The organism is Lysinibacillus sp. GW247-5R2A (genome assembly GCF_059424475.1).
In genome coordinates this window covers 128,311-152,549 of the sequence record NZ_JBWKZL010000012.1, presented here as the reverse complement: position 1 = coordinate 152,549, position 24,239 = coordinate 128,311, and the positions used below count along the sequence as shown (strand labels likewise).

18 protein-coding genes are annotated in these 24,239 nt (G+C 38.5%); 5 read left to right on the top strand and 13 right to left on the bottom strand.

Annotation, left to right across the window (positions count from 1 at the left end):
- Positions 1 to 59: 59 nt before the first annotated feature.
- Together AC07YC_RS18470 and AC07YC_RS18465 are read right to left on the bottom strand one after the other, a co-directional pair.
- Positions 60 to 632, bottom strand: coding sequence for a nitroreductase family protein (locus AC07YC_RS18470; RefSeq protein WP_336636154.1), 573 nt, complete (start codon positions 630 to 632; stop codon positions 60 to 62).
- A 94-nt stretch (positions 633 to 726) separates the two neighbouring features.
- Complete coding sequence (locus AC07YC_RS18465) at positions 727 to 1,221, bottom strand: amidase domain-containing protein (protein ID WP_008176165.1); 495 nt, start codon at positions 1,219 to 1,221, stop codon at positions 727 to 729.
- Positions 1,222 to 1,403: 182 nt separating this feature from the next.
- Here AC07YC_RS18465 and AC07YC_RS18460 point away from each other — a divergent pair, with 182 nt between their 5' ends.
- Positions 1,404 to 2,426, top strand: a complete 1,023-nt coding sequence (locus AC07YC_RS18460; protein ID WP_494920113.1) for a DUF2804 domain-containing protein — start codon at positions 1,404 to 1,406, stop codon at positions 2,424 to 2,426.
- Between the two features lie 84 nt (positions 2,427 to 2,510).
- Here AC07YC_RS18460 and AC07YC_RS18455 read toward each other — a convergent pair whose 3' ends face one another.
- A complete protein-coding gene (locus AC07YC_RS18455; RefSeq protein WP_336636153.1) occupies positions 2,511 to 3,227 on the bottom strand; it encodes a glycerophosphodiester phosphodiesterase in 717 nt (238 codons plus the stop codon).
- 152 nt (positions 3,228 to 3,379) lie between these two features.
- Here AC07YC_RS18455 and helD point away from each other — a divergent pair, with 152 nt between their 5' ends.
- Positions 3,380 to 5,608, top strand: a complete 2,229-nt coding sequence (helD, locus tag AC07YC_RS18450; protein WP_494920099.1) for an RNA polymerase recycling motor HelD — start codon at positions 3,380 to 3,382, stop codon at positions 5,606 to 5,608.
- Positions 5,609 to 5,864: 256 nt separating this feature from the next.
- Here the strand turns inward: helD and AC07YC_RS18445 are convergent, their stop codons facing one another.
- The 4 genes from AC07YC_RS18445 to AC07YC_RS18430 all read right to left on the bottom strand — a co-directional run bounded on the left by AC07YC_RS18445 (position 5,865) and on the right by AC07YC_RS18430 (position 11,613).
- Positions 5,865 to 6,731, bottom strand: coding sequence for a GNAT family N-acetyltransferase (locus AC07YC_RS18445; RefSeq protein ID WP_336636151.1), 867 nt, complete (start codon positions 6,729 to 6,731; stop codon positions 5,865 to 5,867).
- 367 nt (positions 6,732 to 7,098) lie between these two features.
- Positions 7,099 to 8,931 (bottom strand): ABC transporter ATP-binding protein, encoded by a 1,833-nt coding sequence (locus AC07YC_RS18440; protein ID WP_494920098.1) that lies wholly within the window; start codon positions 8,929 to 8,931, stop codon positions 7,099 to 7,101.
- Positions 8,931 to 10,652 (bottom strand): ABC transporter ATP-binding protein, encoded by a 1,722-nt coding sequence (locus tag AC07YC_RS18435; RefSeq protein WP_494920097.1) that lies wholly within the window; start codon positions 10,650 to 10,652, stop codon positions 8,931 to 8,933. Before AC07YC_RS18435 ends, AC07YC_RS18440 begins: the two co-directional genes overlap by 1 nt.
- Before the next feature lie 67 nt (positions 10,653 to 10,719).
- On the bottom strand, positions 10,720 to 11,613 hold the full coding sequence (locus AC07YC_RS18430; protein ID WP_336636148.1) for a DMT family transporter: 894 nt from the start codon (positions 11,611 to 11,613) through the stop codon (positions 10,720 to 10,722).
- Positions 11,614 to 11,799: 186 nt separating this feature from the next.
- Here AC07YC_RS18430 and AC07YC_RS18425 point away from each other — a divergent pair, with 186 nt between their 5' ends.
- Positions 11,800 to 13,824 (top strand): EAL domain-containing protein, encoded by a 2,025-nt coding sequence (locus AC07YC_RS18425; RefSeq protein WP_494920096.1) that lies wholly within the window; start codon positions 11,800 to 11,802, stop codon positions 13,822 to 13,824.
- Positions 13,825 to 13,877: 53 nt separating this feature from the next.
- On the opposite strand, the gene AC07YC_RS18420 is transcribed toward AC07YC_RS18425, so the two are convergent.
- A complete protein-coding gene (locus tag AC07YC_RS18420; protein WP_036122739.1) occupies positions 13,878 to 14,354 on the bottom strand; it encodes a threonine/serine exporter family protein in 477 nt (158 codons plus the stop codon).
- Positions 14,355 to 14,366: 12 nt separating this feature from the next.
- Complete coding sequence (locus AC07YC_RS18415; protein ID WP_025115515.1) at positions 14,367 to 15,119, bottom strand: threonine/serine exporter family protein; 753 nt, start codon at positions 15,117 to 15,119, stop codon at positions 14,367 to 14,369.
- Between the two features lie 327 nt (positions 15,120 to 15,446).
- On the opposite strand from AC07YC_RS18415, the gene AC07YC_RS18410 reads away from it, so the two are divergent.
- Positions 15,447 to 16,853, top strand: coding sequence for a polysaccharide deacetylase family protein (locus AC07YC_RS18410; protein WP_494920095.1), 1,407 nt, complete (start codon positions 15,447 to 15,449; stop codon positions 16,851 to 16,853).
- A 57-nt stretch (positions 16,854 to 16,910) separates the two neighbouring features.
- On the opposite strand, the gene AC07YC_RS18405 is transcribed toward AC07YC_RS18410, so the two are convergent.
- The 4 genes from AC07YC_RS18405 to AC07YC_RS18390 form a co-directional block, all read right to left on the bottom strand.
- Positions 16,911 to 19,007, bottom strand: coding sequence for a beta-propeller domain-containing protein (locus tag AC07YC_RS18405; RefSeq protein WP_494920094.1), 2,097 nt, complete (start codon positions 19,005 to 19,007; stop codon positions 16,911 to 16,913).
- A gap of 133 nt (positions 19,008 to 19,140) precedes the next feature.
- Complete coding sequence (locus AC07YC_RS18400) at positions 19,141 to 20,334, bottom strand: acyl-CoA dehydrogenase family protein (RefSeq protein ID WP_494920093.1); 1,194 nt, start codon at positions 20,332 to 20,334, stop codon at positions 19,141 to 19,143.
- 9 nt (positions 20,335 to 20,343) lie between these two features.
- A complete protein-coding gene (locus AC07YC_RS18395) occupies positions 20,344 to 21,516 on the bottom strand; it encodes a saccharopine dehydrogenase family protein (protein WP_336636143.1) in 1,173 nt (390 codons plus the stop codon).
- A 26-nt stretch (positions 21,517 to 21,542) separates the two neighbouring features.
- A complete protein-coding gene (locus tag AC07YC_RS18390) occupies positions 21,543 to 23,021 on the bottom strand; it encodes an aldehyde dehydrogenase family protein (RefSeq protein ID WP_494920092.1) in 1,479 nt (492 codons plus the stop codon).
- Positions 23,022 to 23,433: 412 nt separating this feature from the next.
- Here AC07YC_RS18390 and AC07YC_RS18385 point away from each other — a divergent pair, with 412 nt between their 5' ends.
- Positions 23,434 to 24,234: a TIGR00266 family protein gene (locus tag AC07YC_RS18385; RefSeq protein ID WP_336636141.1), complete on the top strand. Its 801-nt coding sequence runs from the start codon at positions 23,434 to 23,436 to the stop codon at positions 24,232 to 24,234.
- The last annotated feature ends 5 nt before the right edge of the window (positions 24,235 to 24,239 follow it).

Sequence of the window (24,239 nt, the reverse complement as noted above, 5' to 3'; positions counted from 1 at the left end):
TTCCAAAACAAATCCCCTCACCTACTTCAGTGAGGGGACTTTCTTTGCTTTTTAGGCGATTACTCGCCAAAAACTGTCACTATTTCAGCCGATTTTTTACGATCTTTCCCTTTTGGTACTTCATCAAAATAACCGACCTGTAGCATTGCAATCACACGTTCACCAGGCTGTACCTTTAAAGCTTCTCGGAACTTTGGATGATCTAAAAAGCCTGGTGTTTTCCAGCAAGAGCCTATCCCTCTATCCCATGCTAATAGTTGCATATTTTGAATAAAGATACTCGCTGCTCCATAATCCTCTAAACGTTCTTTTTGACGCGCATCCTCCGGTACGATAACAAAGGCATAGCCACCAGGTAACGTAAATTTCAACATCTGCTTCGCCAAGTCTTCACTTAAAAGCTCTTGCCATTTTGGAATCGTCAGGTCGCGTAATAAATGATGTAGATTTTCTAATTCCTTACCACAGGCTACTACTAAACGCCAAGGCTCACGGTTACCGTGGTTGGGTGCCCAAACTGCATCGTCGATAATGGCCAATAAATCATCACGATCTACAGGCTGACCATTAAATTTTTTAATGGAACGACGTTGAATAATTGCATCTCTAACCGATAAAAATTGTTCGCTCATATATCCATTCTCCTTCTACCACAAGACAACTTTTAAGTTTATCTCTTCTACCTTCACATTATCATAAAATGATATGCTTTAAAACTACCTCATCTTAAGCAAAGCTATCCTCAATATGATAGAAAAAGTAAGTCATGCTCGGCGTAAAAGCAGTGGAGTCTTCATACAAATACGGTCGATTAATACTATCTGATGTATGAGCATTTACATAAGGAATGCCGTTTTGAATACTTGTAACAATAACAGAGTGATCGATTCTCCCATTTCCTTGAAAATCATAAAAAATAACATCACCCAGCTCTAACTCTTCGGCGGTTTGCACACGTGTACCCTTCAACCCTGTCGTTGAGCCTTCTAAATACCATCTTAAAGAATGTGCAACAGACCAGCTAAAGCTCCAATTTCCTTGCTGAATCCACCAGCCCTTATCTCTACTTGGTGCCCCTCGCATTGGTGCCCCACCAGCTAATAAACATTGCGATATATAGTTTGTACAGTCTACATCAAAGTTAGGAAAAGCTGGATTGCGTCTATTCCACCATAAATTGGCATACTGTACAGCAGCTTGCCTATTATACATCTTTGCCATACATCCCCTCCTCATGCCATCATATGTCTCTTCAAGTATTTCTATTAGTTAGGTCCATACTCATATTATTGTCGAAAATAGGTATAATTAGTATGTTCCTTTCCATTTTTAAGATCATTTTTGCTACAATAAGATTAAAAGAAATGCATGATTTTATTTTATGACCAGAAGGGATGTTAAATGTGAAGCAGCATGCTGAGAAAGAAATTTTACAGCCTACTCTTTTATGCGATAAAAAGGGGAATTTAAATCCAGCAGCCATCGGATTTGCACGTAAACCACTTATCAACAGCAATTTAAGCGGCCATCTCATGCGCAAAAAGAAATGGAACTATTGGTGTGTCTACGGTGATGAAATCTTATTTTCCGCTACGATTAGTCATCTAGATTATGCAGCAGTCTGCTTCGTCTATTTCCTTGAATATGAAACGCAGCGCTATTTCGAAAAAACGATTACCATTCCCTTAGGCGGCAAATTGAAAATGCCTACACAGGTTTTAGAGTCTGTATCGTTTAAAAATAGTGAAATGATGATTGATATACTATATGTACAAAATGAAACACATCTATCCGTTTCTATTCCAAATTTTGATGGCGATATTTTACGTGCAAAGCTCATCATTCAGCATCCCGCTACAGACGAAACCTTAAATGTTGTCATCCCTTGGAATCGTAAAACATTTCAATTTACAGGTAAGCATCATACACTCCCTACTTCAGGTGTGGTCGCAATTGGTACTCGTCGTTATAATTTCTCGGCAGAAGAAAATTTTGCTGTCTTAGATTATGGTCGAGGTGTATGGCCGCGTGAAGCCGTATGGAATTGGGGAATGGCCTCTCAGCGGGTCCGTGGAAGAAGAATTGGACTTAATTTAGGAGGAAAATGGACAGATGGCACAGGTATGACCGAAAATGCTGTTTTCGTTGACGGTAAAATGACAAAAATACATGAGGATTTATTGTTTGATTATGATTCCGAAGATTATATGCAACGCTGGAAAGTAAAATCAAAATTCTCTCATCAAGTGTCACTAACCTTCTCTCCGTTTTTTGAACGTGTAGCCTATACAAATGCAAAACTAGTAAAATCAGAAGTACATCAATTATTTGGTTATTATGATGGTTCTATTTTGCTCGACAATGGTGAAACATTAGTTATTCGACAAATGCTTGGATGTATTGAGGAGCATCAGGCAAAGTGGTAACGAATCTTAAAAAAGACGCCGCGTTCCGTGGGCATTACTTCATAATCATTCCACGGAATTCGAGCGCCACCCCCTCACATTGCTCTAAGTAAGGGCTTTTAATATTTTCTCTGGGTCATCAGTAAATATTGCTTGTATTCCAAGCTGCTGTAAATATCGAGCATCCCGCTCCTCGTTGACTGTATACACACGTACAGTTGCCCCTTCAGCGAGCGCTAGTTTTACTGATTTGCGATACGCTGTAGGCAAACTAACATGCAAGCCTTTAGCAGGAATAAGCGCAACATAAGTCGTAAAGTCTACTAAAACTTCAGCAAACAATGCAGCACTTTCAATATAAGGTGCGATTTGTGCGACTGTTTGCAAAGATTCATGATTAAAAGAAGAGATAATAACTCTCTCTGTCATTTGTTGGGCAGCTACTTCCTTTAGAACTAATGCCTCGATCCCTTCATAGGCAAACACATCTGTTTTAAGCTCAATGTTAATGCGATGGTTTGTACCTGCAAATAGTTCTAACACTTCCCCTAATGTGGGAATCACTTCTCCACTATAGTCCAATGAGTACCATGAGCCAAAATCAAATGTACGTAATTGCTGTAATGTAAAATCCTTTACATAGCCTGAACCATTGGAGGTACGGTTAATGGTTTCATCATGAAGAACAACTACCTCTTTATCTGCTGTTAAATGAACATCTAGCTCAATTCCAGCGATAGGAAGCTTAGATGCCGCTTGGAATGCAGCAATTGTATTTTCCGGGTAGCTTGCAGAAACGCCTCTGTGTGCAAAAATATCCAAAATAATATACCTCCTCTTTTAGTAACATTCATTCAAAACCTCTACGTAATAGTAACATATTCAGCTTTTAAGCTTTCACTTGATGGTAAATATTATATATAGTAGTATGATAATCTACTTTGAAATTGTAAGTACCTAGGAGGTGCTAAAAAATGACTGTAAAACATCCAGATTTTCAGACTGAAGTAGAGCGATTAGCGTATACCCAAAGTTATATGCAGCAAATTTTAAATGAGTCACAAAGAGATTTAAAATCCGCTCAAGAAAATATTCGGAAGTCGATGGCAGATCTTGATTACTTAGATTCTAGTTTGAGTTATTTAAACATCTTAACCAATGCCCGATTCTTTGAAATGGCCCGTAATCAAAAGGAAGGGCTAGAAGCCGTTCAAAAGAAGCCTTATTTTGCCAGAATCCATTTTCAAAAGACGGGTGACCCTGAAGAACTTCTTTACATTGGAAAAACCTCGTTATTTCATCGTGAAACACATGAACCCATTATTGTCGATTGGCGCTCACCAGTAGCGAATGTCTATTATGATGGCCGTCTTGGTGATATGGAGTACGATGTCCGCGGAGAAATTCATAAAGGGCATCTATTTGCTAAACGACAATATAAAATTGAAAATGGCGATTTGCTCGATATACGTGATATTGACTTAACGACGAACGATGAACTGTTACAAGAAGCATTGGCTGGTAAAGCTGATGTTCGTCTAACCGAAATTGTCTCGACAATCCAAAAAGAGCAAAATGAAATTATTCGCGCCCATCTTCGTCAACCAATAATTGTCCAAGGAGCAGCAGGCAGTGGAAAAACCACCATCGCCCTACACCGAATATCCTATTTCCTCTACACAATGGGTGAGCATTTTAATCCTGAGCAGCTCATGATTTTAGCACCGAATAAGTTATTTATTGATTATATTGGAGATGTCTTACCAGAACTAGGCGTCGATAAAATATGCCAAACTACTTTTACCGATTACGTACTATCCGCCACTAAATTAAAATTAAAGCTTCAAAATCCAAATGACCAATTAGAATCGCTTGTGGCCGGAGGAAATTCTCAGCCATCTGCTTGGATTGCTGAAATGAAAGGCTCTCTTTATTATCGTGATGTTATCGAACGCTATATTCAAAAACTGGAGCAAGATATTGCAGAGCAATTTGAAGATGTTTATATTGAAAAATACTGTATCATGCGGGCTTCTCACCTTAAGAAGCTATTTTTATATGAATTTTCTTATATGCCTATCGAAAAACGACTGGCACATATTAAAAAGGTGTTAGCTAGCCATGTTCGACAGAAGAAGCAGTCTGTTTTAGCTACACTCCATAAAAAATATGATGAAGCACTTGGAAAGGCATTAAATGGTATTCGAGATGATGAAAAACGGCGTCGTGTCGTAACAAAATTCATCGATGAACGCGATGAGCGAATTCCTGCTATTGAAAAAGAAGCCAAATCAACTGCAGCTGCTTATATGCGCCGCTTTACCAAACACAATATTAAAACCCTTTATCGTTCACTTCTCACCAATGCAGAGCTGTTAGCAGAACTGGCTCCTGAATGGCATTATCTCGAACAACAGCAATTTTTACAATCACATCGCAAGGAACAATGGGCACTTGAAGATTTAGCTGCACTTTATTATTTACAGGCGCGCTTAAAAGGCATCCCTGATGAATGGAAAATGCGCGTTGTCTTTATCGATGAGGTTCAAGACTATAGTCTATTTCAGCTTGCCGCTTTAAAAACAGGTTTGGATACGGATATGTTTACAATGGTTGGTGACTTAGCTCAAGGAATTCATAGCTATCGTTCATTAACTGCTTGGGAGCCTGTCCAAAGTTTATTCCCACGAGCAAGCTTTCGAACTTTGCAAAAAAGCTATCGTACAACCATTGAAATTATGGAAGTCGCTAATGAAATTTTAGCCCAAATGGATGAACAACTCCCGTTAGTGGAGCCAGTTGTTCGTCATGGCAACGAGCCAAGCTTTATTCAAGCGGATGAATTCGACGCCTTACAAATTAAAGAAATTTTTGAAACGATTCGTCAGCATGGACATCGTTCCATCGCTTTAATATGCAAAACAACAGCTGAGGCATTGATGATGCAAAAAAATTTAAAAGCTCACCAACTACCTGCACAGTTACTAACTGAAAATGATTCCATTAATCAGGAAATGTTGCTTGTTGTTCCAAGCCATCTAGCAAAAGGGCTTGAATTTGATGCGGTGATAGTAGCTGCATTTGATACGCCCTTTCATGACACGCCCATTGATCGAAAGCTACTCTATGTAGCACTCACACGGGCAATGCACGAACTTTACTTAATAGGTCCCTCTAAAAATACATTTTTATTAGAAAATTAAAAAGTCGCTATAAGGCGACTTTTTTATACCTTATCAATTTCTCGGTGGTAATCGATAGAACTTTCCTTTCGATAGATAGGCCTTAACCACTTTCCACCACGAACTAGGTGCTTCCTTCGGAGGAGACTTCTTTTTAGGCAATGCTGGCATGCGCATAATCACGACTCCTTTCTTAAGGCTTATTATTACTATATGAAGATAGTACGCAATTATGATAAAAAGGGCGATGAGTTAACTTCACTCCTCGCCCTTTTTGTTATTGTTTTACATAATAATCAATTTGCTGCGCCTTCATAAAACCAGCCTTTTCATAGACAGATATTGCTTTTTTATTGTCTATTTCAACATCTAACATAACGAAAGTGGCACCTGTTTTACTCGCATAATCCTTTGAAAAGGACAATAAAGCCGTCCCAATACCTTGACCTTCACAATTTGGGTGGACTGCAAGAGCTGTTACCCATTGTATTTCATTTTCCTGAGCTGTCGTCACCGTGCCAACAACTCCTCCATCTCGATAAGCAATCCATAGCTTTCTTCCATTAGTGGACGTATTAAAGGCGATGAGCTCTGTTGATTCTTCTGGTAAATCACCAAATGCTTCACTATAAATAGCGATGAGCTCAGCCTGTTCGCCATTATAGGGAAGAATAGTAATATCGCTTCGTAATGCTACAGGCTCCGCCTTTGTTTCTAAGGTTGCTTCTGAGAAGCTGTAAACATAATCTTTATTTTCAATAAATGTGTGTCCATGTGGGGAACCATCAATAACAACAGCTAACTGACCCTCAGCCCCTCGCTCTTTTAGCCCAACTTGTATGCCTTCAACTAATGCAGTCCCAATCCCCTTTTGGCGATATGCAGGTGTCACCACTAGTGACCACTCATACGTATGGAGTCCCATCATATCAATGGCACTTGCCACACCCACTAACAAATCCTGATCATCCTCATACGCCAATACCATAAAACCCTTCGATTCAAAAGAGCTAGCCATTGGTACATTCAAAATAGTTTCGTATACTCGATAATCATGAATTGTCGCTTCTTCACATAATAATTTTACTTCCTTCAATGTTTCTCCATCCAATGGGAAAGACACTGTCATCACTGAAATATTCATTGTTTACTCCGTTCCTGTATCAGACTATTGCCCTATTGTAGCAAGAATGAAAATAAGCTGGCAACTAAATATACTATTACCCTCTATTAATCAGAATTTTACTTCAAATAATCCAATAATAAAAGGATTTTTACTATAAAAGTTCACGAAAACAACTAAAATTTACTATGAATTCTAGATATATAACAACCTAACAAACTCATAAAATTGTCACTATTAACTCTTTTCATTTAGTTACTTTCAAACTATATACTATTCCCTACTTATTTATATTAATTATACTATTTATTCAAATTAATTACATTTTTAATTTGATTAAAAAAAGAGTAATTTCAAATGAAATTACTCTTTTGATAGTTGTCAATGGCTATTCTTCTAAATGATGGGAGGATGAATGAAGCATTTGAGCATACAAACCGCCCGATTCAATTAGTTTTTGCTGTGGACCAGCTTCCACTAACTCACCTTTATGCATAACTAACACCATGTCTGCATTATGCACTGTATTTAATCGGTGTGCAATAACAAAGCTAGTGCGGCCTTGCATTAATGTATCAAGTGCCTCTTGAATCGCCATTTCTGTTACTGTGTCGATACTACTTGTCGCTTCATCTAACAATAAAATTTTCGGGTCCGCAATAAGTGCACGTGCTATTGATAGTAATTGTTTTTGGCCTTGTGAAATTTCTCGGCCATCTGCAGCAAGAATGGTATCGTATCCATCCTTCAACTTCATGATAAAATCATGTGCATTAGCGCGCTTTGCTGCTTCTTCAATATCAGCATCACTTGCATCTAATTGACCATAGCGAATATTTTCACGAACCGTGGCCTCAAATAAAAATGGATCCTGCAATACAAAAGCCATTTGGGAACGCAAGGATGGACGATCAATTTCCTGAACATTCATGCCATCAAATAATACTTCGCCCTTTGTCACTTCATAGAATCTTGCAATAAGTTGAAGGATTGTCGTTTTCCCTGCTCCTGTAGCTCCTACAAGCGCTACCGTCTGACCAGGTTCCACTTTAAAATCAACATTTTTTAATGTGTAAGATTCCTGGTCTTGTTCATATTTAAAATACACTTGCTTAAAAGCTACATGTCCCAATAGCTGATGTTTTTTCGCCGAGGTAGATTCTACTTCTGGTTGTTCGTCCAGTAATGCAAATACTCTCTCAGCACCAGCAATAGCTGATAGCACTGTATTAAATTGGTTAGCTAAATCATTTAATGGGCGTGTAAATTGCCGAGCATATTCTGTAAATATAACGATAACTCCTATTGACACATGTCCATATAAAGCAAGTACGCCGCCGATACCCGCGACAATAGTAAAGCTCATATTATTTAAAAAATTCATGACCTTTGGAATATAGCCAGAATATGTCTGTGCCCAAAATCCCGTTCTTTTTAACCGCAAGCTTTTTTCCTGAAACTCTGCCTTCATTCGTTCCTCTTGGGAAAAAGCCTTCACAATGCGCTGTCCGGATATCGTTTCTTCTATCATGCCGTTCAGAGCCCCAATAGCTGCTTGTTGCTCCTTAAATAAAGGAGCAGTTCGACGTGTAATCCAACGCATTGCCCAAAACATAATGGGAATAATGGTCATAGTTAGAATGGTTAGCAATGGACTTAAGCTCAGCATAATAATAATCGTTCCTCCAAGCGTTAGTACACTTGAAAACACCTGAATAAAGGAACTATTGAGCGTTGAGCTGACAGCTTCTATATCATTCGTCATACGGCTCATTAATTCGCCATGCTGACGACGATCAAAGAAGGCAATCGGCAGGCGTTGAAAATGACCAAACACAGTTGTTCTTAGCCTATAAATAGTTTGCTGAGCAATACCAATCATCCAATAATTTTGTAGGAACAGAGAGACGGCCAGCAACAAATAAATGCCGATCAATAAGACAATCCCCTTACCTAAGCCAACTAGCTCTCCATGCATAACATAGTGATCAATCATTTGGCCAATTACATAGGGACCTATCAAAGCCAAAATTGAACTAGTCATCACTAGTAAAAGAACTACGATTAGAAGTGCTCGTTGCTCATCGACAATTTTCCATAAACGTAGCAATGTACTTTTCCAATCACTTGCTCGTGGCCCTTTCTTTTTCTTCACAGCCTGCTGAAGATCATCTTTAGTCAAAATCGGCTCATAGCCAAAAGGTTTTTGGAAAAATCCCATTATTCCTCCACCTCCTGTTGAGAGACTGCAATTTTTTTATAAAGTGCGGAACATTGTAAAAGCTCTTCATGGGTTCCATAGGCAACTACTTTTCCAGCATCAATTAGTAAAATACGGTCTGCACCTTTAGCGGTACGAATTTTTTGCGTGACCACAAGCATCGTAGCGTGTTCTTCGCTCAATGCCTCCCATAGTGCCTGTTCTGTTTTAACGTCTAATGCACTTGTACTATCATCGAGCATTAATAGATGTCCCTTTCTCAAGAGCGCTCTCGCAATGGATAGTCTTTGTTTTTGCCCTCCTGATAAGTTGACCCCTTTTTGCCCAACCTTTGTATCATAACCATTTGGAAAATCCTCCACGGATGCATGTATTTGAGCCTGCATCGTAGCCTGTAGTACAGCGTCCATTTCAGCATGCGTATCTCCCCAACGCACATTATCCGCAATACTGCCTGTAAATAACAAGGACTGCTGAGGGACATACCCAATGACTTCACGTAATTCTTGTAAATCCCACTGTTGAACATCCTGTCCTTCTACTAGTATTCTTCCTTCTGTTACTTCATAAAAACGCGGAATAAGCTGTAACAAAGTGGATTTACCAGCACCTGTTGCCCCCATAATCGCTAATTTTTCACCCGATTTAACTTGGAAATTGACGTCTGATAGGACTGGCACCTCTCCGCCTGGATACGTAAAACTAACATGCTCAAACGTTAATTCATCATAGTGTTTACCATGGCTGATTTCCTCAGAAATTGAAATATCCTCAACCTCATTTTCTGTAGAAAGAACTTCTGCCATACGCTCAGCTGAGGCCTTTGCACGTGCATAAAAAATAATAATAAAAGCGAACATTGAAAACGAGCCTGTCATACGCATCGCATAGTTAACAATCGCTACAATATCTCCAAGTGGTGTTGTCCCTGCCGCAACTTGTTTTGTACCAAACCATAGGACGGCGAGCAGACTCATATTCATAATGAATAAAAGAGCTGGCATAATGTATTCCATTACGCGTAAAGCCTTGACAGTATCGAATTTTAAACGAGATGCAACTTCATCAAAGCGAGAAGCCTCATATGTCCCCCGTAGGTATGCTTTTACTAAACGTATGGCCTGTAAATTCTCCTGCAAAACCCTATTTAAACGGTCGACTCTTTTCTGCACCCGACCAAAATAAGATACGCCCTTTGCGACCATAAAAATAAGAAAAATTAAAATGATAGGAGCACCTATGACTAAAAATAAGGCTAATTTTGCATTCACAATAAAGGCCATTACTATACTTCCTATCACGGCAAGAGGTGCCCGAAGCATAATACGTAAGCTCATAAACAGCACCGTTTGCACTTGTGTAACATCATTAGTTAATCTCGTAATGAGAGATGCCGTAGAAAATTTTTGATAGGTTGCTAGTGTAAAGGATTGGATTTTATCAAACATGGCATTTCGTAGATCATAGGAAAAGCTTTGAGCAGTATGAGATGAAAAGTAAGAATTAACGATACCCGCCATAAAGGCGACAAATGAAAGTACGAGTAAAACAGCACCCCATTGCATAATCATTTCGTGATTTTGAGCTCTTACCCCGTCATCAATGATTTTGGCCATTATAAGTGGCTGTACAAGCTCTACAAACAACTCTACCAACATTAAACATAAAGCAAAAATAGCTGTCCATTTATAAGGTCTTACATAGGAAAAAATTTCTTTCACATTCTTTCCCCCCTAATCCTAAGATGAAATTTATAGCTAGTTAAAAATTACTACCACAATAGTATATTTATGCTTTCTCACCAGCAATTGAAAGCCATGTTACACACACAAGCATAACGAATACCCCTACTAATTGCCACAATCCTAAAGAAGTACCAAAGACAATAACTGAAATAATCATAGCCGTTAATGGCTCAATGCTGGAGAGGATACTCGTCTCTACAGCTGTTATATATTTCATACTACTTAAAAACAATATGAAAGCGACCGTTCCAAAAAATATTAAAGCAACCATTAAAAGTAGTGTTTTAAAATCAGTAAAAACGACCCATTGGTTAGACAGCCATACCCGACTCACTATACCTAATGTGAGCCCACCTATTAGCATCCCCCAGCCAACTACTAACAACACATTCCACTCTCTCATTAAACGCGCAGGATATAATGTGTAAAAAGCAAAGGTTAAACCTACTGCTACACCCCATAGCAATGCTTTTGGACTAATAAGCAAACTATCAAATGATGCGTTCGTTAGTAGTAGAAATAACCCCATAAGGGTACCAATAATTCCTATTACTTGATATTTTGGTGGCCATTTCTTTAAACTAAGAGAGACATATGCCACAACAAATATTGGCGCTAGAAACTGGAGTAAGGTCGCTAGCACTGCATTACTTTCATGAATCGCTGCTACAAATGCAAATTGAACACCTAGCATACCTACAATACCAAAGACAATGAGCTGTCTACCCCATAGTTTGTGCTGCCAAATTCCAAAAATATTTTTTCCCGTTAACAATAAATATGTAATTAGTATCATACCTGCAACCGATAAACGGATTGTTAACATAAAGGAAACAGTCAATGATGTATGGTTCAGTAACCACTCCATCAAGGGGCCAGTCGCACCCCATAACATAGCACCCGAAACGATAAATATTATTCCTTTTAAACGTTGCATACCAATCCTGCTTCCTATATACGTACTAAAAAATGTTACTTTTCTTCAAATCTTTTCTTAAACATCATTAGAAAAGTCCTAATTCTTTTCATTATCAAATATTTACAAATATATTCATAATGACTAATTCCATATAATTATCTATAATATTAGTATATATTGATTACCCAAGGAGATCGAAAACTCATGAGTCATATGCATAAATCATTTACGATTGATGAACATTATTTAAATTCACTTCCTTTTCCTGCAATTATCTTAAATCAAGATGGACAAGCCACTAACTGGGGAAAGAGCGCTGAACATCTGATTGGTTTATCAACTAATGATATTACAGGAAATACTACTCCATCTATACACGAAAATCTACTACGTCAGCTTCCAGTAGAAACTTTTCAAGCTATCCTACAAAGCGAGGAAAGTACGTATATAGAAAAAATTCAAATTCACACCTCTTTAAAAACAGAAATGTCGACAGCACTGCTTGCTAAACCTTATACAGAGCAAGGAGAACGTTTGATTCTCATGATCTTTATGCTGCCAGAATTAATGACTAATGCCGTCTCTCATTGCAGTACATTTGTAGACCTTAAACAAGGATTGGATGCTACATTTATGACTGTAACACTTGACCACGATGGTTTCATCTTAGAATGTAATAATGAATTTCTAAAAACAAGCCAATGGACGCCAAAGCGTGTTATCGGCAAAACATTTTGGCAATTGTTCCCAGATAATGACCGTAGTGAAAAAGTGACAAGTATTATCTGGCGTAATTTAAACAACGGGCACACATGGCAAGGTGAAGTTGAAAAAATCACCAAAGCGGGTCAATCCTATTGGGTATTACTAACGGCTATCCCAACCTTTAATCTGGAAACAGGTGAACAACAATTTTTCTTAATTGAAAAGGATATTACTAAATCAAAAACTATCCAACACCAACTTGAGAAAATAGCTTATATCGACACGGAAACTGGGCTGATGAATGCCCACCGACTTGAAAAGGTCATTAGCAATATGATTGAGGAAGACAGACACTTTTCATTTGTTTATTTAAGTATTGATAAATTTTATACTTTAAAGGAACTACACGATCAACAAATCGATCAAAGCCTAATTATTGAATTTACAAATCGTATTAAGATGTATTTCCAAGATAGCACGATGGCGCGTATCAATGAAAATGATTTTGTAGTCATCACTCCTTTAAGTGAATGGTTTATTCAAGGCTTTTTATCATACTTACAACAGCACCCTATTTACAGTGGCAATATTGCTGTGCCAATCTCTATTAGTGGTGGTATCACTAGATATCCTGAAGATCAAACAACATTTTCTCAGCTGATGAAAGCTTCTATTGCTACTATTTCAACTGTGCGTGAAGCAGGCGGAGATAAAATTGTGTCACTATCAACAGCGACTCATAAAGCTTTAAATCGTAAAGCATTAATTGAAAAGCGATTACTACAAGCGCTTGATCAAAAGAATTTAAAGGTCCTATATCAGCCACAAATCGATGTTTATTCCGGAAAAATTACAGCTGTTGAGGCACTTGTACGTTGGGAAGATGAAGTGATTGGCGTGGTTTCACCTGATGAATTAATTCCAATTGCGGAAGAAACAGGACTAATTAATAATATCGGTTCCTTTATGCTAGAGAGAGCTTGTGAACAGGCGTTAGTTTGGAAAAAGGCTGGCCATGATTTAAAAGTATCCATCAACTCTTCTGTACGAGAGTTCCGAGATAAAAATATGGCTAAGTCCATCCTTGAAATGATTGCTAAAACAGGCTGTCCAGCAAACCTTCTACAAATTGAAATCACTGAAAAATTTGCGTTAGAGGCAGAAGCTGCAACATCTATTGCTCAGCAAATGCGCAAATTAGAAAATGAAGGCATTTCGTTTATTTTAGATGATTTCGGTACGGGCTATGGATCATTTAGATATATGCAAATTTTACCAATTGATACAGTGAAAATCGATAAAACGTTTACGAATTCTCTGTTAAAATCCGAAAAGAGCCAAAAGCTTATGAACGGTATGGTGCAGTTAGGTAAATCTATGGAACTTAAAGTTGTAGCTGAAGGTGTCGAAACGGCAGAACAGGCTGATTTGTTAATTACTTATGGTTGTGATGCTATTCAAGGCTACTATATTAGTAAGCCTGTAACATCAGATGAAATCGAAGCATTGCTTGTAAAAAGATAATACGATAAAAAGGAGGCTGCGTAGCATAGTGTACACGCAGCCTCCTATTATTTTTATTTTTTATAGACTTTTTGGAATTTCACCTTACTTGAACGGACTGAACGGAAAATGAGTTGAATAATTACTTCTGCAAAGACCAGTCCAATAACAATAGCCCCTGTTATTAGAAATGCCTTTAAACCATATTGTAAGCCTTGTAAGTAATCATCCTCTACAACATTTCTCATGGCATTATAGGCCATGCCTCCTGGCACTAACGGAATGATTCCACCAACAATAAATATAATCATCGGTATTTTAAAGCGCCGCGCATATAAATGAGCCACGATGGCAATGACAAACGAACCGAAGAATGAGGCTTTAACAACATCCATTCCTTGCTCTGTTAAAATATAATAAATAATCCAGCCGATTACCCCAACAAGACCGCAATGAAGTAGCGTCTTTCTAGGTACATTAAAAATGATGGCAATTCCAGCTGTAGCAAAAAAACTAACAACTAATTGTATGATAATGTCCATTATGTGCATGCTAGTCGCCTCCTAAAATCCTAGGGTGACGGCAATAGCTGCCCCTATGGCAAAGGCAGTTAAAAAGGCTTCTGCACCTTTTGCCATCCCTGACATAAAATGACCTGCCATTAAATCACGAACTGCATTCGTAATCAAAATTCCTGGTACGAGCGGCATAACAGAACTAATGATGATTTTATCTAGCTCTGTTCCGTAACCATATTTTACTGCAAAGAAGGCAACAAAGCCGAGAACGAGTGATGCTGTAAATTCAGAGAAAAATTTAACTTTTGTTAAATGATTTGTTATTACAAGCATCAGGAAGCCTAACCCCCCTGCTAAAACAGCGATAGGAAAATCGGACCACCCTCCCTTAAACATAATAAGGAAGCAACCACTTGCAAAAGCAGCCGCAATAACTTGTAAATAGGTTGGTAAAAAATAATTTGTTTTTTGTATCGACTTTAGCTCGTCATAAGCTTCTTCTAATGTTATCATGTGAGATGTGAGTCTCCGAGATACTGAATTTACCAAGGCTATTTTTTGTAAATCTGTAACCCTGCTGGAAATTGATGAAATTCTCGTTGGCTGTGTCTTGCCTAACGAAAAAATGATTCCAGTCGGTGTGGCATAACATTGAGCATTCGGCATATTTTGAGAATGTGCCATCCTCAGCATCGTATCCTCCACACGGTATGTTTCTGCACCACTTTCAATCATAATACGCCCTGCAAGCAACAAACAGTCAATCGTAAGTTCATTATCCGCTTCTTGTAAGACCATTGCAGCTATCTGCCTCCTTCAAAATGTTCCTTGCCAATAGTATCGAACTGCCATTAAAAACACAACTGAAAATTTCAGCAAAAGATTGGGTTTTTTTTCAATTTAATTTTACATAATTGACCTTTGGTTGTTCTATTTTTAGTAAGGATTTTTTATCCACTAATACAGTAGTATAACCACGTTCGATATACTACTTCAAGAAGGAAAAATGGCTAGCATTAATTTCTATAAATTAACAATAAAAGTTTATAGATTTGTATAACTTTTTTCATGATTGGCACGTCTGATTGTATAGAAAATAAAAATGAGGGGAGCGTATCCAACACCATGCAGGAACGCAGAAAAAAACGCGGCCCAATAGTAGATTTTTTATTACTTGGCCTCATTGTAGCTTTAACAACTATTATACTCGTTATTATCCTATCAAAGGATGAATTTAAGTTTCAAAAAATTAGTGCTTCAAAAGAAACCGATACAGAATCGGTTAATAGTAATATATCAACGGAAAGTTCTGCGTTTCCAGGGATACGAATTGTAACAGATGTTTCTAATGATAAACGTACACCTTTTGCCATTCATTACCCACAAACAGATAACGAAGTTTTTAATGATGCCGTATTACAATACATAACGGATTCAAAAGAAAACTATCTAGCCTCTATGAAAAAAGATAAAGAAGTTATGGGCGAATTAAATATTAGTCTTGAAACATTTCCGTACCGAGAACATTACTATTCATTCGTGCTAACAAAGATGCTTTACGTAGGTGGAGCCAACCATGAGGTCACAACGAAAACATTCTTTATTAATAACGAGACTGGCGAGCAAATAACTATTCAAACATTATTACAAAATGACGAGAACAATTTATCGACATTAGCAGCAAATGTGCGAAAAGATTTGCAGAAGAATCTCCAAATAAAGGATGAGCTTTTAAAGGATGAATTATTAAAAGCTACTGAACCAAAATGGTCCAACTTCACTCGCTTTGCAATTGCAGATGATTCGTTACAATTCTATTTCGATGAATATGAGATTGCTAGCGGATCAGCAGGTGCCCCAATAGTGAAACTACCACTTTCGCTCATTAACCCATTGTTAGCCTCTGATTTTCAAATTGCTATGGAAAATGTAAAACCAATTACACCACCACCTACTGGTGATCCAAATAAAAAAAGAATTGCGCTGACATTTGATGATGGTCCACACCCAAAGGTGACGGAGCAGATATTAAACATTCTCGATAAATATCACGCAAAAGCAACCTTCTTTATGCTTGGTAGTCGTGTACAATATTATCCTGATATTGCAAGAGATGTACTTGCACGTGGGCATGAAATCGGCAATCACTCATGGAATCACCCGGTTTTAACGAAACTTACGCAAGAACAAGTGATGAAAGAGTATAATACAACAGCCTCTGAAATAGAGAAGGCTATTAATCACGGTGCCACTGTTTTCAGACCACCTTACGGAGCAACTAATGACACGATTGACGCTGAGATCCCTGTTCCAGTCGTGCTTTGGACAATTGATACATTAGATTGGAAGCATCGCAATGCACAGCAACTATTGCCAAATGTAAAAAATAATCTTCACAACAATGCAATAGTACTAATGCATGATATCCATCAATCTACTGCAGATGGCCTGGATGCTGTTCTTGCTTATTTACAAGGTCAGGGCTATGAATTTGTAACAGTTTCTGAGATTTTGCCCTACCGTCAAAAGTAAGATCTACGACAAAGAAAAGTCCAATGAATTCTAATTGAATTCATCGGACTTTTTTTGTCATTTAATGATTAATGTATCTAGAGGTTTAAAGTCTTTTAACTGATAGCTCTTCACTTCATTACGCGCTACTGTATAAAGAGCGTCCTCTATATAAACAACCCTTTGTACGACCTGCTCCCAATTCTCATATGGCTCACCGTTCGTAGCATTCATAATATTCCCTTTTAGAGTAATTCCTTTATCTGCAGTAATTTCATAAATTTGAGCACCCTGACCTTTATAAATAATGTTGTCTCCTTTACCCGCTTCATATTGGACAACTGGGAAGCCAAAGTAGTTGTATTCCTTATTTCGGAATAGCGCTTTTGGATTGTATTGAACTTCAGAATAGGATCCCTTTCCGCCAATTTTGACGGTGGATTGTTCTTTTGGATTTTTGAAGTCTGATACATCAAATAATGACATCTTCATATTCGTCGTCACCGTAAAATTACGCTTCGTATACGAATCATAGCGTTGTTCTGTATCATAGCCGATACCAATTAAATGTGTGTCATCTAATGGATGTAGGTAATTACTAAAGCCCGGAATTTTCAACTCCCCTAGGACCGCTGGTTTTTTCGGATTTGCAACATCAATGACAAACAGCGGATCGACTTCTTTAAATGTCACCACATATGCCTTATCTCCCATAAAGCGAGCAGAATAAATCTTTTCCCCAGGTGCCATATCTTTCACTGTACCTAAAGCTTTTAAATGTTCATCTAAAATAAAGAGGTGGTTATAGGAGGTACTTTTCTCATCCCACGTATTACCTTCTGTTGTAAAGATTCGTAAGTTGCCCTTATATTCATCCATAGAATATTGATTTAATACAGTCCCCTTTACTTCAGTACTACCCGTGAAACTCAATGTTGTTCCATCTATATTCCATTTAAAAATTTGCGTGTCAGCTGCTCTCGGCATCCATATCATATCCATAGCGCGTTTTTCTAATGGTATAGCAGTATTACCTTCATAAATTGGCGTCGTTAAATATAGGGCATTCTCTGACATATAAAGTCCACTACTGCCGCCCAAGTACCCTTTTGTATTAGCTGTTGTTTGGGCACCATTTTTTAAATCGATAGCCGTAATTAAACTATAGGTACCATCCATTGTATTAGGCAAAATCGAAATTTTTTCTAAAGGTAGGCTTGTGAACTTTTCTCCTGTCAAACTATCATATGTTTTTGGTTTTAAATCTGCTTTTTGCTCTTGTTGTAATACCCAATAGTTCGGATACATATTACCAATTAAATAGAGTGTGTCTTTTGCAATACGGATATCCTTTAGATATCCTTCTTGCCCCACATCACGTATATGTTTTGGCTTGTTTGGATTGGAAATGTCATAAAATGAAGCTGTGACCATTCCCGTGCCTGCTTTTTCAATATATTGATCCCCAATCGCTATTAATAAATTATCATATAGCGCAAGCTTTGAAATATATTGCGACTCTTTCAGCTTAATATTTGCAGCCTGTTTTAAATGCTGCGGGTCTTTAGCGTTGACCACTGTAATGCTTTGATCTTTTGCAGTAAAAATAAAACCGTCTTTAACAACAACAATATCGCCCTCTTCTACACCATCTACTTGATTATTAGTTGTAGACTCGTTATTCGATGTTGCTTTATCTTCACTTTTTGCACTTAGAGACATCTCATCTTCTCTAATTTCATCTCTAGGCGCCTTTAACAAATTCTTAAAATATTGTTCTAATTCTTTTTCTGATTGAACGGCTGTTAACGTTTCAATAATTGTAAATGGAATAACTTGTGAAGCTACATTAAGTCCTCCCTGTGCAAAGGCTTCTTTTTTTACATGTAATTGATAATTGCCTGGTACAAGTTCCTTTACAACTAATGTTTTTTGATCTTCTAACAAGGCAATCGTTGCAGGTACTTTTTTCCCTTTTTCTGTCGTTACATACACATTGTCCTCAGTAATTTTACTTTTCTTTAAACTTACAGAGAATGATGCCTGCCAACTTTGGGTAGTCATACCCACACTAGCAGCCTTGGCAGTGACCTCTGTATTCATTGCCCATGTGAAAATACCAGGCACGATTGCTATAACAGCTATCAACATAAATGCCAGCCATTTACTTTTCATTATTTTACCTCTCCTTCATATACTTGTTTATCCATTAGACTAAGAAAAGGATGGAAAGTTACATTATTCTGAAATTTTTTTAAGGCGTGGTTCCCCTACACAAAAAAACGAAAGGGAATAATTTCCCCCTCGTTTATTCTTCAAACGGCCATTTTGGTAGCCTATTAGCTAATGGCTTATCTTGGCGTCTGCCTAATACATAGTCTGCCTGCATAATGGTATGAATTTCTCGCGTACCTTCATAAATAACAGGTGCTTTGGAATTCCGCAGATAGCGCGCAACTGGATATTCATCTGAATAGCCATATGCACCATGAATTTGTACTGCATCATCCGCAGCCTTATTGGCAAAATCACACGCCTGCCATTTCGCTAAAGAGGTTTCTCTAGTATTACGAACACCTTTATTTTTCAACTCACCAACACGATAGACCAATAGACGGCTCATCTGGTAACCAGCCTCCATATTAGCAATCATTTGTCCGACAAGCTGATGCTCTCCTATAGGCTTTCCAAAGGTTTCTCGTTCATGACAATATTTCACACTTGCCTCTAGACACGCTTGGATCAAACCGACAGCCCCCGCAGCTACGGTAAATCGTCCATTATCTAGGGCAGACATGGCTATTTTAAAACCTTCTCCCTCTGCACCGAGACGATTTTCTACTGGTACACGTAAATCTTCAAAGAAGAGCTCACCTGTATTACCTGCACGAATCCCGTATTTCCCTTTGATAGCCTTTGATGTAAAGCCTGCCATTGAACGTTCAACAATGAATGCACTAATACCATGATGTCTCTTGGACTTATCTGTATAGGCAAAAACGATAAAGTGATCGGCTATATCACATAAGGAGATCCACGTTTTCTGTCCATTGATGACATAATGATCCCCGTCACGGACAGCTGTAGTAGACATAGCTGCCACATCAGAGCCAGCACCCGGCTCAGTAAGACCAAATGCACCAATTCGTACTCCTTTTGCCTGTGGAATAAGATAGCGCTGCTTTTGATCTTCAGTACCCCATTGCATTAATGTCATGCTATTCAGACCAATGTGAACGGATACTGCTGTTCGGAATGCTGTATCTCCACGCTCCAGCTCCTCGCACACAATAGCAAGGGAGTTATAATCCATTCCACTTCCACCGTACTGCTCTGGCACACAAACGCCCATTAGCCCAAGCTCCGCAAGCCTCGACCAAATTTTAGCGTCAAAGCCCCCTTCAGCATCCCACTTTGCAATATAGGGAATAATTTCTTCATCAACAAATTGCCTTACCGTTTTTCGTAGCATTTCATGCTCCGTGGACATGTCAAAATTCATGGTCAGCACCTACCATTTCACGATCATAGCAGACTTATGAGACGTCTCTTTTATTACTACACCACGTTTGGCCATTTCTTCAATATACGTATCGCCAGGGACCACTGATTCAGGCGGAAAAACTCCGTGCTCTTTAATAACACCCGCACCTATCATCTGAGCTACAACCGAAATAGTATTAGCTGTAGCACGGGCCATCGCTGTTTCATTGATAGTCATATCCTTACGCACAACCATTTCATATTCATATGTCACTTGCTGTTGCGCTTTTTCACCAGCAACAATGACACGTAATAGCACCGCATCTGGTTTTGTTCCAAGCTCCAGTTTCTTTTTAAGCGCCTCACGGACTACAGAACGAACAGGCACCTCTTGATTATCAACCTCTACCTTATTCGCTGAATCAAGGAAGCCTAAATCTGCTAATAGCTTAAATTTCTCTGCATGCCCCTTATAACGAATTGTTTTATATTCTAATGTGCGGACATTTGGGAATGTTTTATACAATGTAGAGATGCCTCCAGATGTATAAAATGCCTCAAGCACACCGAAATCATCAAAATAAATAGGTTCAACACCTGAAAGGGAAGGAACTTCTTGTAATTTGCCCTTTTGAATCGTTTTTGAAGGCTCAGTATAATGATCAAAAACACCATCTAAAGAAAATACACGTGTATAATGAAGCGGAGGCTTTGGTTCAGTTGGAATGCCACCCACAAATAGTTTAATAGACTCAACATCATCTAATTTAGAGGCGCCATAGCCCGCTAGAATATTGATCATACCTGGAGCAACACCTAAGTCAGGGATAATTGTGACACCTTTCGCTTTTGCTTCCTCATGAAGATTTAATATATTTTCGGTAACACCACCTATATGGCCACCTAAATCTACAGAGTGAACACCCGCTTCAATAGCTGCTCTCGCAACGCGCTCGTTGAAGGAATAAAATAATGCATTGATGACAACATCACCTTTTGAGATGACCTTCATTAACGAATCATCGTGCTCTGCATGAAGCTCTACAACCTCAACCCTATCTGTATTTAAAGTATCCACAAAGTCCTGTGCCACTTTTACATCGATATCACCTAAAAATACACGATCGACTTTATCATTTTTTATTAAATCACGAGCTACCTCTTTACCCATTAAACCTGCACCTAATACAACAACTTTCATCAAGAACATCCCCTTTCGTTGATCTGTTACTCTGTATCGATTTGTGCTCTTTGTAATTTACCGCTGTAGTCTACGTAAATACTCTTCCACTCCGTATATACATCTAGTGCTGCAACACCTGAATCTCGATGTCCATTGCCAGTTCCTTTTGTACCGCCAAATGGTAAATGGATTTCAGCACCTGTTGTGCCGGCATTTATATAAACAATACCCGTGTCTAAATCACGCTGTGCGCGGAAAATAGTATTAACATTTTGTGAGAAAATTGAGCTTGATAAGCCAAATTTCACGCCATTATTTACTTCAATTGCTTCCTCTAAGCTTGCTACCTCAATTAGAGAAACGACAGGACCAAAAATCTCTTCTTGGGCAATAATCATGTCCGGCTTCACGTTCGTAAACAATGTAGGCTCGTAATAAAACCCATTTTCATATGGTGGCTCATTTAAAATTCTACCTCCAGCCAGCAACGTGGCCCCTTCCTGCTTGCCTATTTGTACATAGTGATTAATTTTTTCCAATGCAGCTTTATTAATCACTGGCCCAATTTTAACTCCTTCGTCTAGACCATTCCCAATTGTGAGTTTTTGCATTTCATCTAAGAGACGATTTTCTAATTGCTCTTTAACATCTTTATGCACAATTACTCGGCTACATGCTGTACATCTTTGACCAGCGGTACCAAAGGCACTCCAAAGTATACCCTCTGTAGCCAGTTGAAGATCTGCGTCATCCATAACAATGACAGCATTTTTTCCACCCATCTCTAAGGAAATCTTTTTCAAATGCTTACCGCCAAGCTCCGCTACTTTACTGCCTGTTGTCGTCGACCCAGTAAAGGAAATGACCTTAACATCAAGGTGTTCAATGAGCGCAGTCCCTACAGTCGGTCCTGTACCAAACACAATATTTGCTACTCCATCAGGTAAACCTACTTCTTCAAAAATTTTACCCATTTCATAAGCCATCATAGGTGTCTCATTTGATGGTTTCCAAATGAATGTATTACCCGCCACAATTGCAGGGAATGATTTCCATGTAGCGATCGCAACAGGGAAGTTCCACGGCGTAATAAGTGCTACGACTCCAATTGGTGCCCTTACACTCATTGCAAACTTATTGGCCAATTCAGACGGAGTAGTTTCCCCAAACAACCTACGACCCTCTCCTGCCATATAATAGGCCATATCAATTCCTTCTTGCACTTCTCCTCTTGCTTCTTCAATTACCTTACCCATCTCTTTTGTTAAAACGGTCGCCAAATATTCCTTTTTTTCTTTCATTTTTTGACCGATGGCATATAAAAATTCTGCACGCTTTGGCGCAGGCACAAGTGCCCAGCCCTTTTGTGCTTGTTTGGCTGCTACTACAGCCTCATCTACCTCATTAGAAGTAGATAGTGGTATGGTAGCAAGTTGCTCACCATTTGCAGGGTTCGTCACTGCTATACTTTGTAAATGTGAATGTGTGCTCCATTTACCACCAATATAGTTTTTAATCTCCACTACATACACCCCCTGAAATACTCTATGATGCCTCAGCCTTTGTAACCAGTTGTATTCCTCAGGTACAAAATCTATGAATTTTAATAGAATAAAATACTTCAATATTCCGAATTTTCAAGATGTGATATACCCTGTCATACTATGATTATCAGTGACAATTGCCAGAGGCTTTATTTTCACTTAACTGCTTCCCCTCTATTAGAGGATACTCCTAAAGGAGGAATCGCTTAAGGTTATGTATATTCATAACACCCTTAGTTATATGAAAATAAATAATACACATTCTAGTTTTTTATATTCGCCATTTTCTATTTAATTCCCTTTTTTTCTAAATTATTTAATTTCTTATTGAAACCAAAGTGTTTTATAATCGTATAGAATATCAATAAATTTACTTTTGGAGGAATCCCTTATGAATAATCATGAAATTGACTACAAGTTATTTGGTGACGACATGCAATATGTGCAAGTTGAGCTTGATCCACAAGAAACAGTTGTGGCGGAAGCAGGCGCTTTAATGATGATGGATGACTCCATCCATATGGAAACTATTTTTGGCGATGGTTCAAAAGGCGGCTCACAAAGTGGTCTAATGGGCAAATTATTAGGTGCTGGTAAACGTTTAGTAACAGGTGAAAGCTTATTCATGACGACATTCACAAATGCTGGCTCAGGTAAGAAGCATGTTTATTTCGCTTCCCCGTACCCAGGTAAGATTATTCCGATGGATTTAAGTCAATTAAACGGGAAAATTATTTGTCAAAAAGATGCCTTCTTAGCTGCAGCTAAAGGTGTTTCTGTGGGCGTAGAATTCCAGAAAAAAATCGGTGTAGGCTTCTTCGGTGGCGAAGGCTTCATTATGCAAAAGCTTGAAGGCGATGGTATGGCATTTGTACATGCAGGAGGAGCCATTCATGAAAAAACATTACAGCCTGGGGAAGTTTTACGTGTAGATACAGGATGTTTAGTTGCGATGACTTCAAATGTAGATTACGATATTGAACTTGTTGGAGGCGTAAAAACTGCATTGTTTGGCGGTGAAGGGATTTTCTTCGCTACATTACGTGGACCAGGAACTGTCTGGGTGCAATCATTACCATTCAGCCGTTTAGCAAGTCGTGTCTTTGCAGCGGCACCAATTTCACAAGGCGGTGGCGGCCAGTCAAAAGGTGAAGGCGGTATTGGTGGTATTTTCGATTTATTCAATAGATAAAATAG

Coding starts and splice junctions, on each gene's coding strand:
- AC07YC_RS18420 (WP_036122739.1), bottom strand. CDS start 14,354: ATGCACATAATGGACATTATCATACAATTAGTTGTTAGTTTTTTTGCT.
- AC07YC_RS18425 (WP_494920096.1), top strand. CDS start 11,800: ATGAGTCATATGCATAAATCATTTACGATTGATGAACATTATTTAAAT.
- AC07YC_RS18410 (WP_494920095.1), top strand. CDS start 15,447: ATGCAGGAACGCAGAAAAAAACGCGGCCCAATAGTAGATTTTTTATTA.
- AC07YC_RS18445 (WP_336636151.1), bottom strand. CDS start 6,731: ATGAATATTTCAGTGATGACAGTGTCTTTCCCATTGGATGGAGAAACA.
- AC07YC_RS18440 (WP_494920098.1), bottom strand. CDS start 8,931: ATGGGATTTTTCCAAAAACCTTTTGGCTATGAGCCGATTTTGACTAAA.
- AC07YC_RS18415 (WP_025115515.1), bottom strand. CDS start 15,119: ATGGTCTTACAAGAAGCGGATAATGAACTTACGATTGACTGTTTGTTG.
- AC07YC_RS18405 (WP_494920094.1), bottom strand. CDS start 19,007: ATGAAAAGTAAATGGCTGGCATTTATGTTGATAGCTGTTATAGCAATC.
- helD (WP_494920099.1), top strand. CDS start 3,380: ATGACTGTAAAACATCCAGATTTTCAGACTGAAGTAGAGCGATTAGCG.
- AC07YC_RS18395 (WP_336636143.1), bottom strand. CDS start 21,516: ATGAAAGTTGTTGTATTAGGTGCAGGTTTAATGGGTAAAGAGGTAGCT.
- AC07YC_RS18465 (WP_008176165.1), bottom strand. CDS start 1,221: ATGGCAAAGATGTATAATAGGCAAGCTGCTGTACAGTATGCCAATTTA.
- AC07YC_RS18385 (WP_336636141.1), top strand. CDS start 23,434: ATGAATAATCATGAAATTGACTACAAGTTATTTGGTGACGACATGCAA.
- AC07YC_RS18430 (WP_336636148.1), bottom strand. CDS start 11,613: ATGCAACGTTTAAAAGGAATAATATTTATCGTTTCGGGTGCTATGTTA.
- AC07YC_RS18470 (WP_336636154.1), bottom strand. CDS start 632: ATGAGCGAACAATTTTTATCGGTTAGAGATGCAATTATTCAACGTCGT.
- AC07YC_RS18400 (WP_494920093.1), bottom strand. CDS start 20,334: ATGAATTTTGACATGTCCACGGAGCATGAAATGCTACGAAAAACGGTA.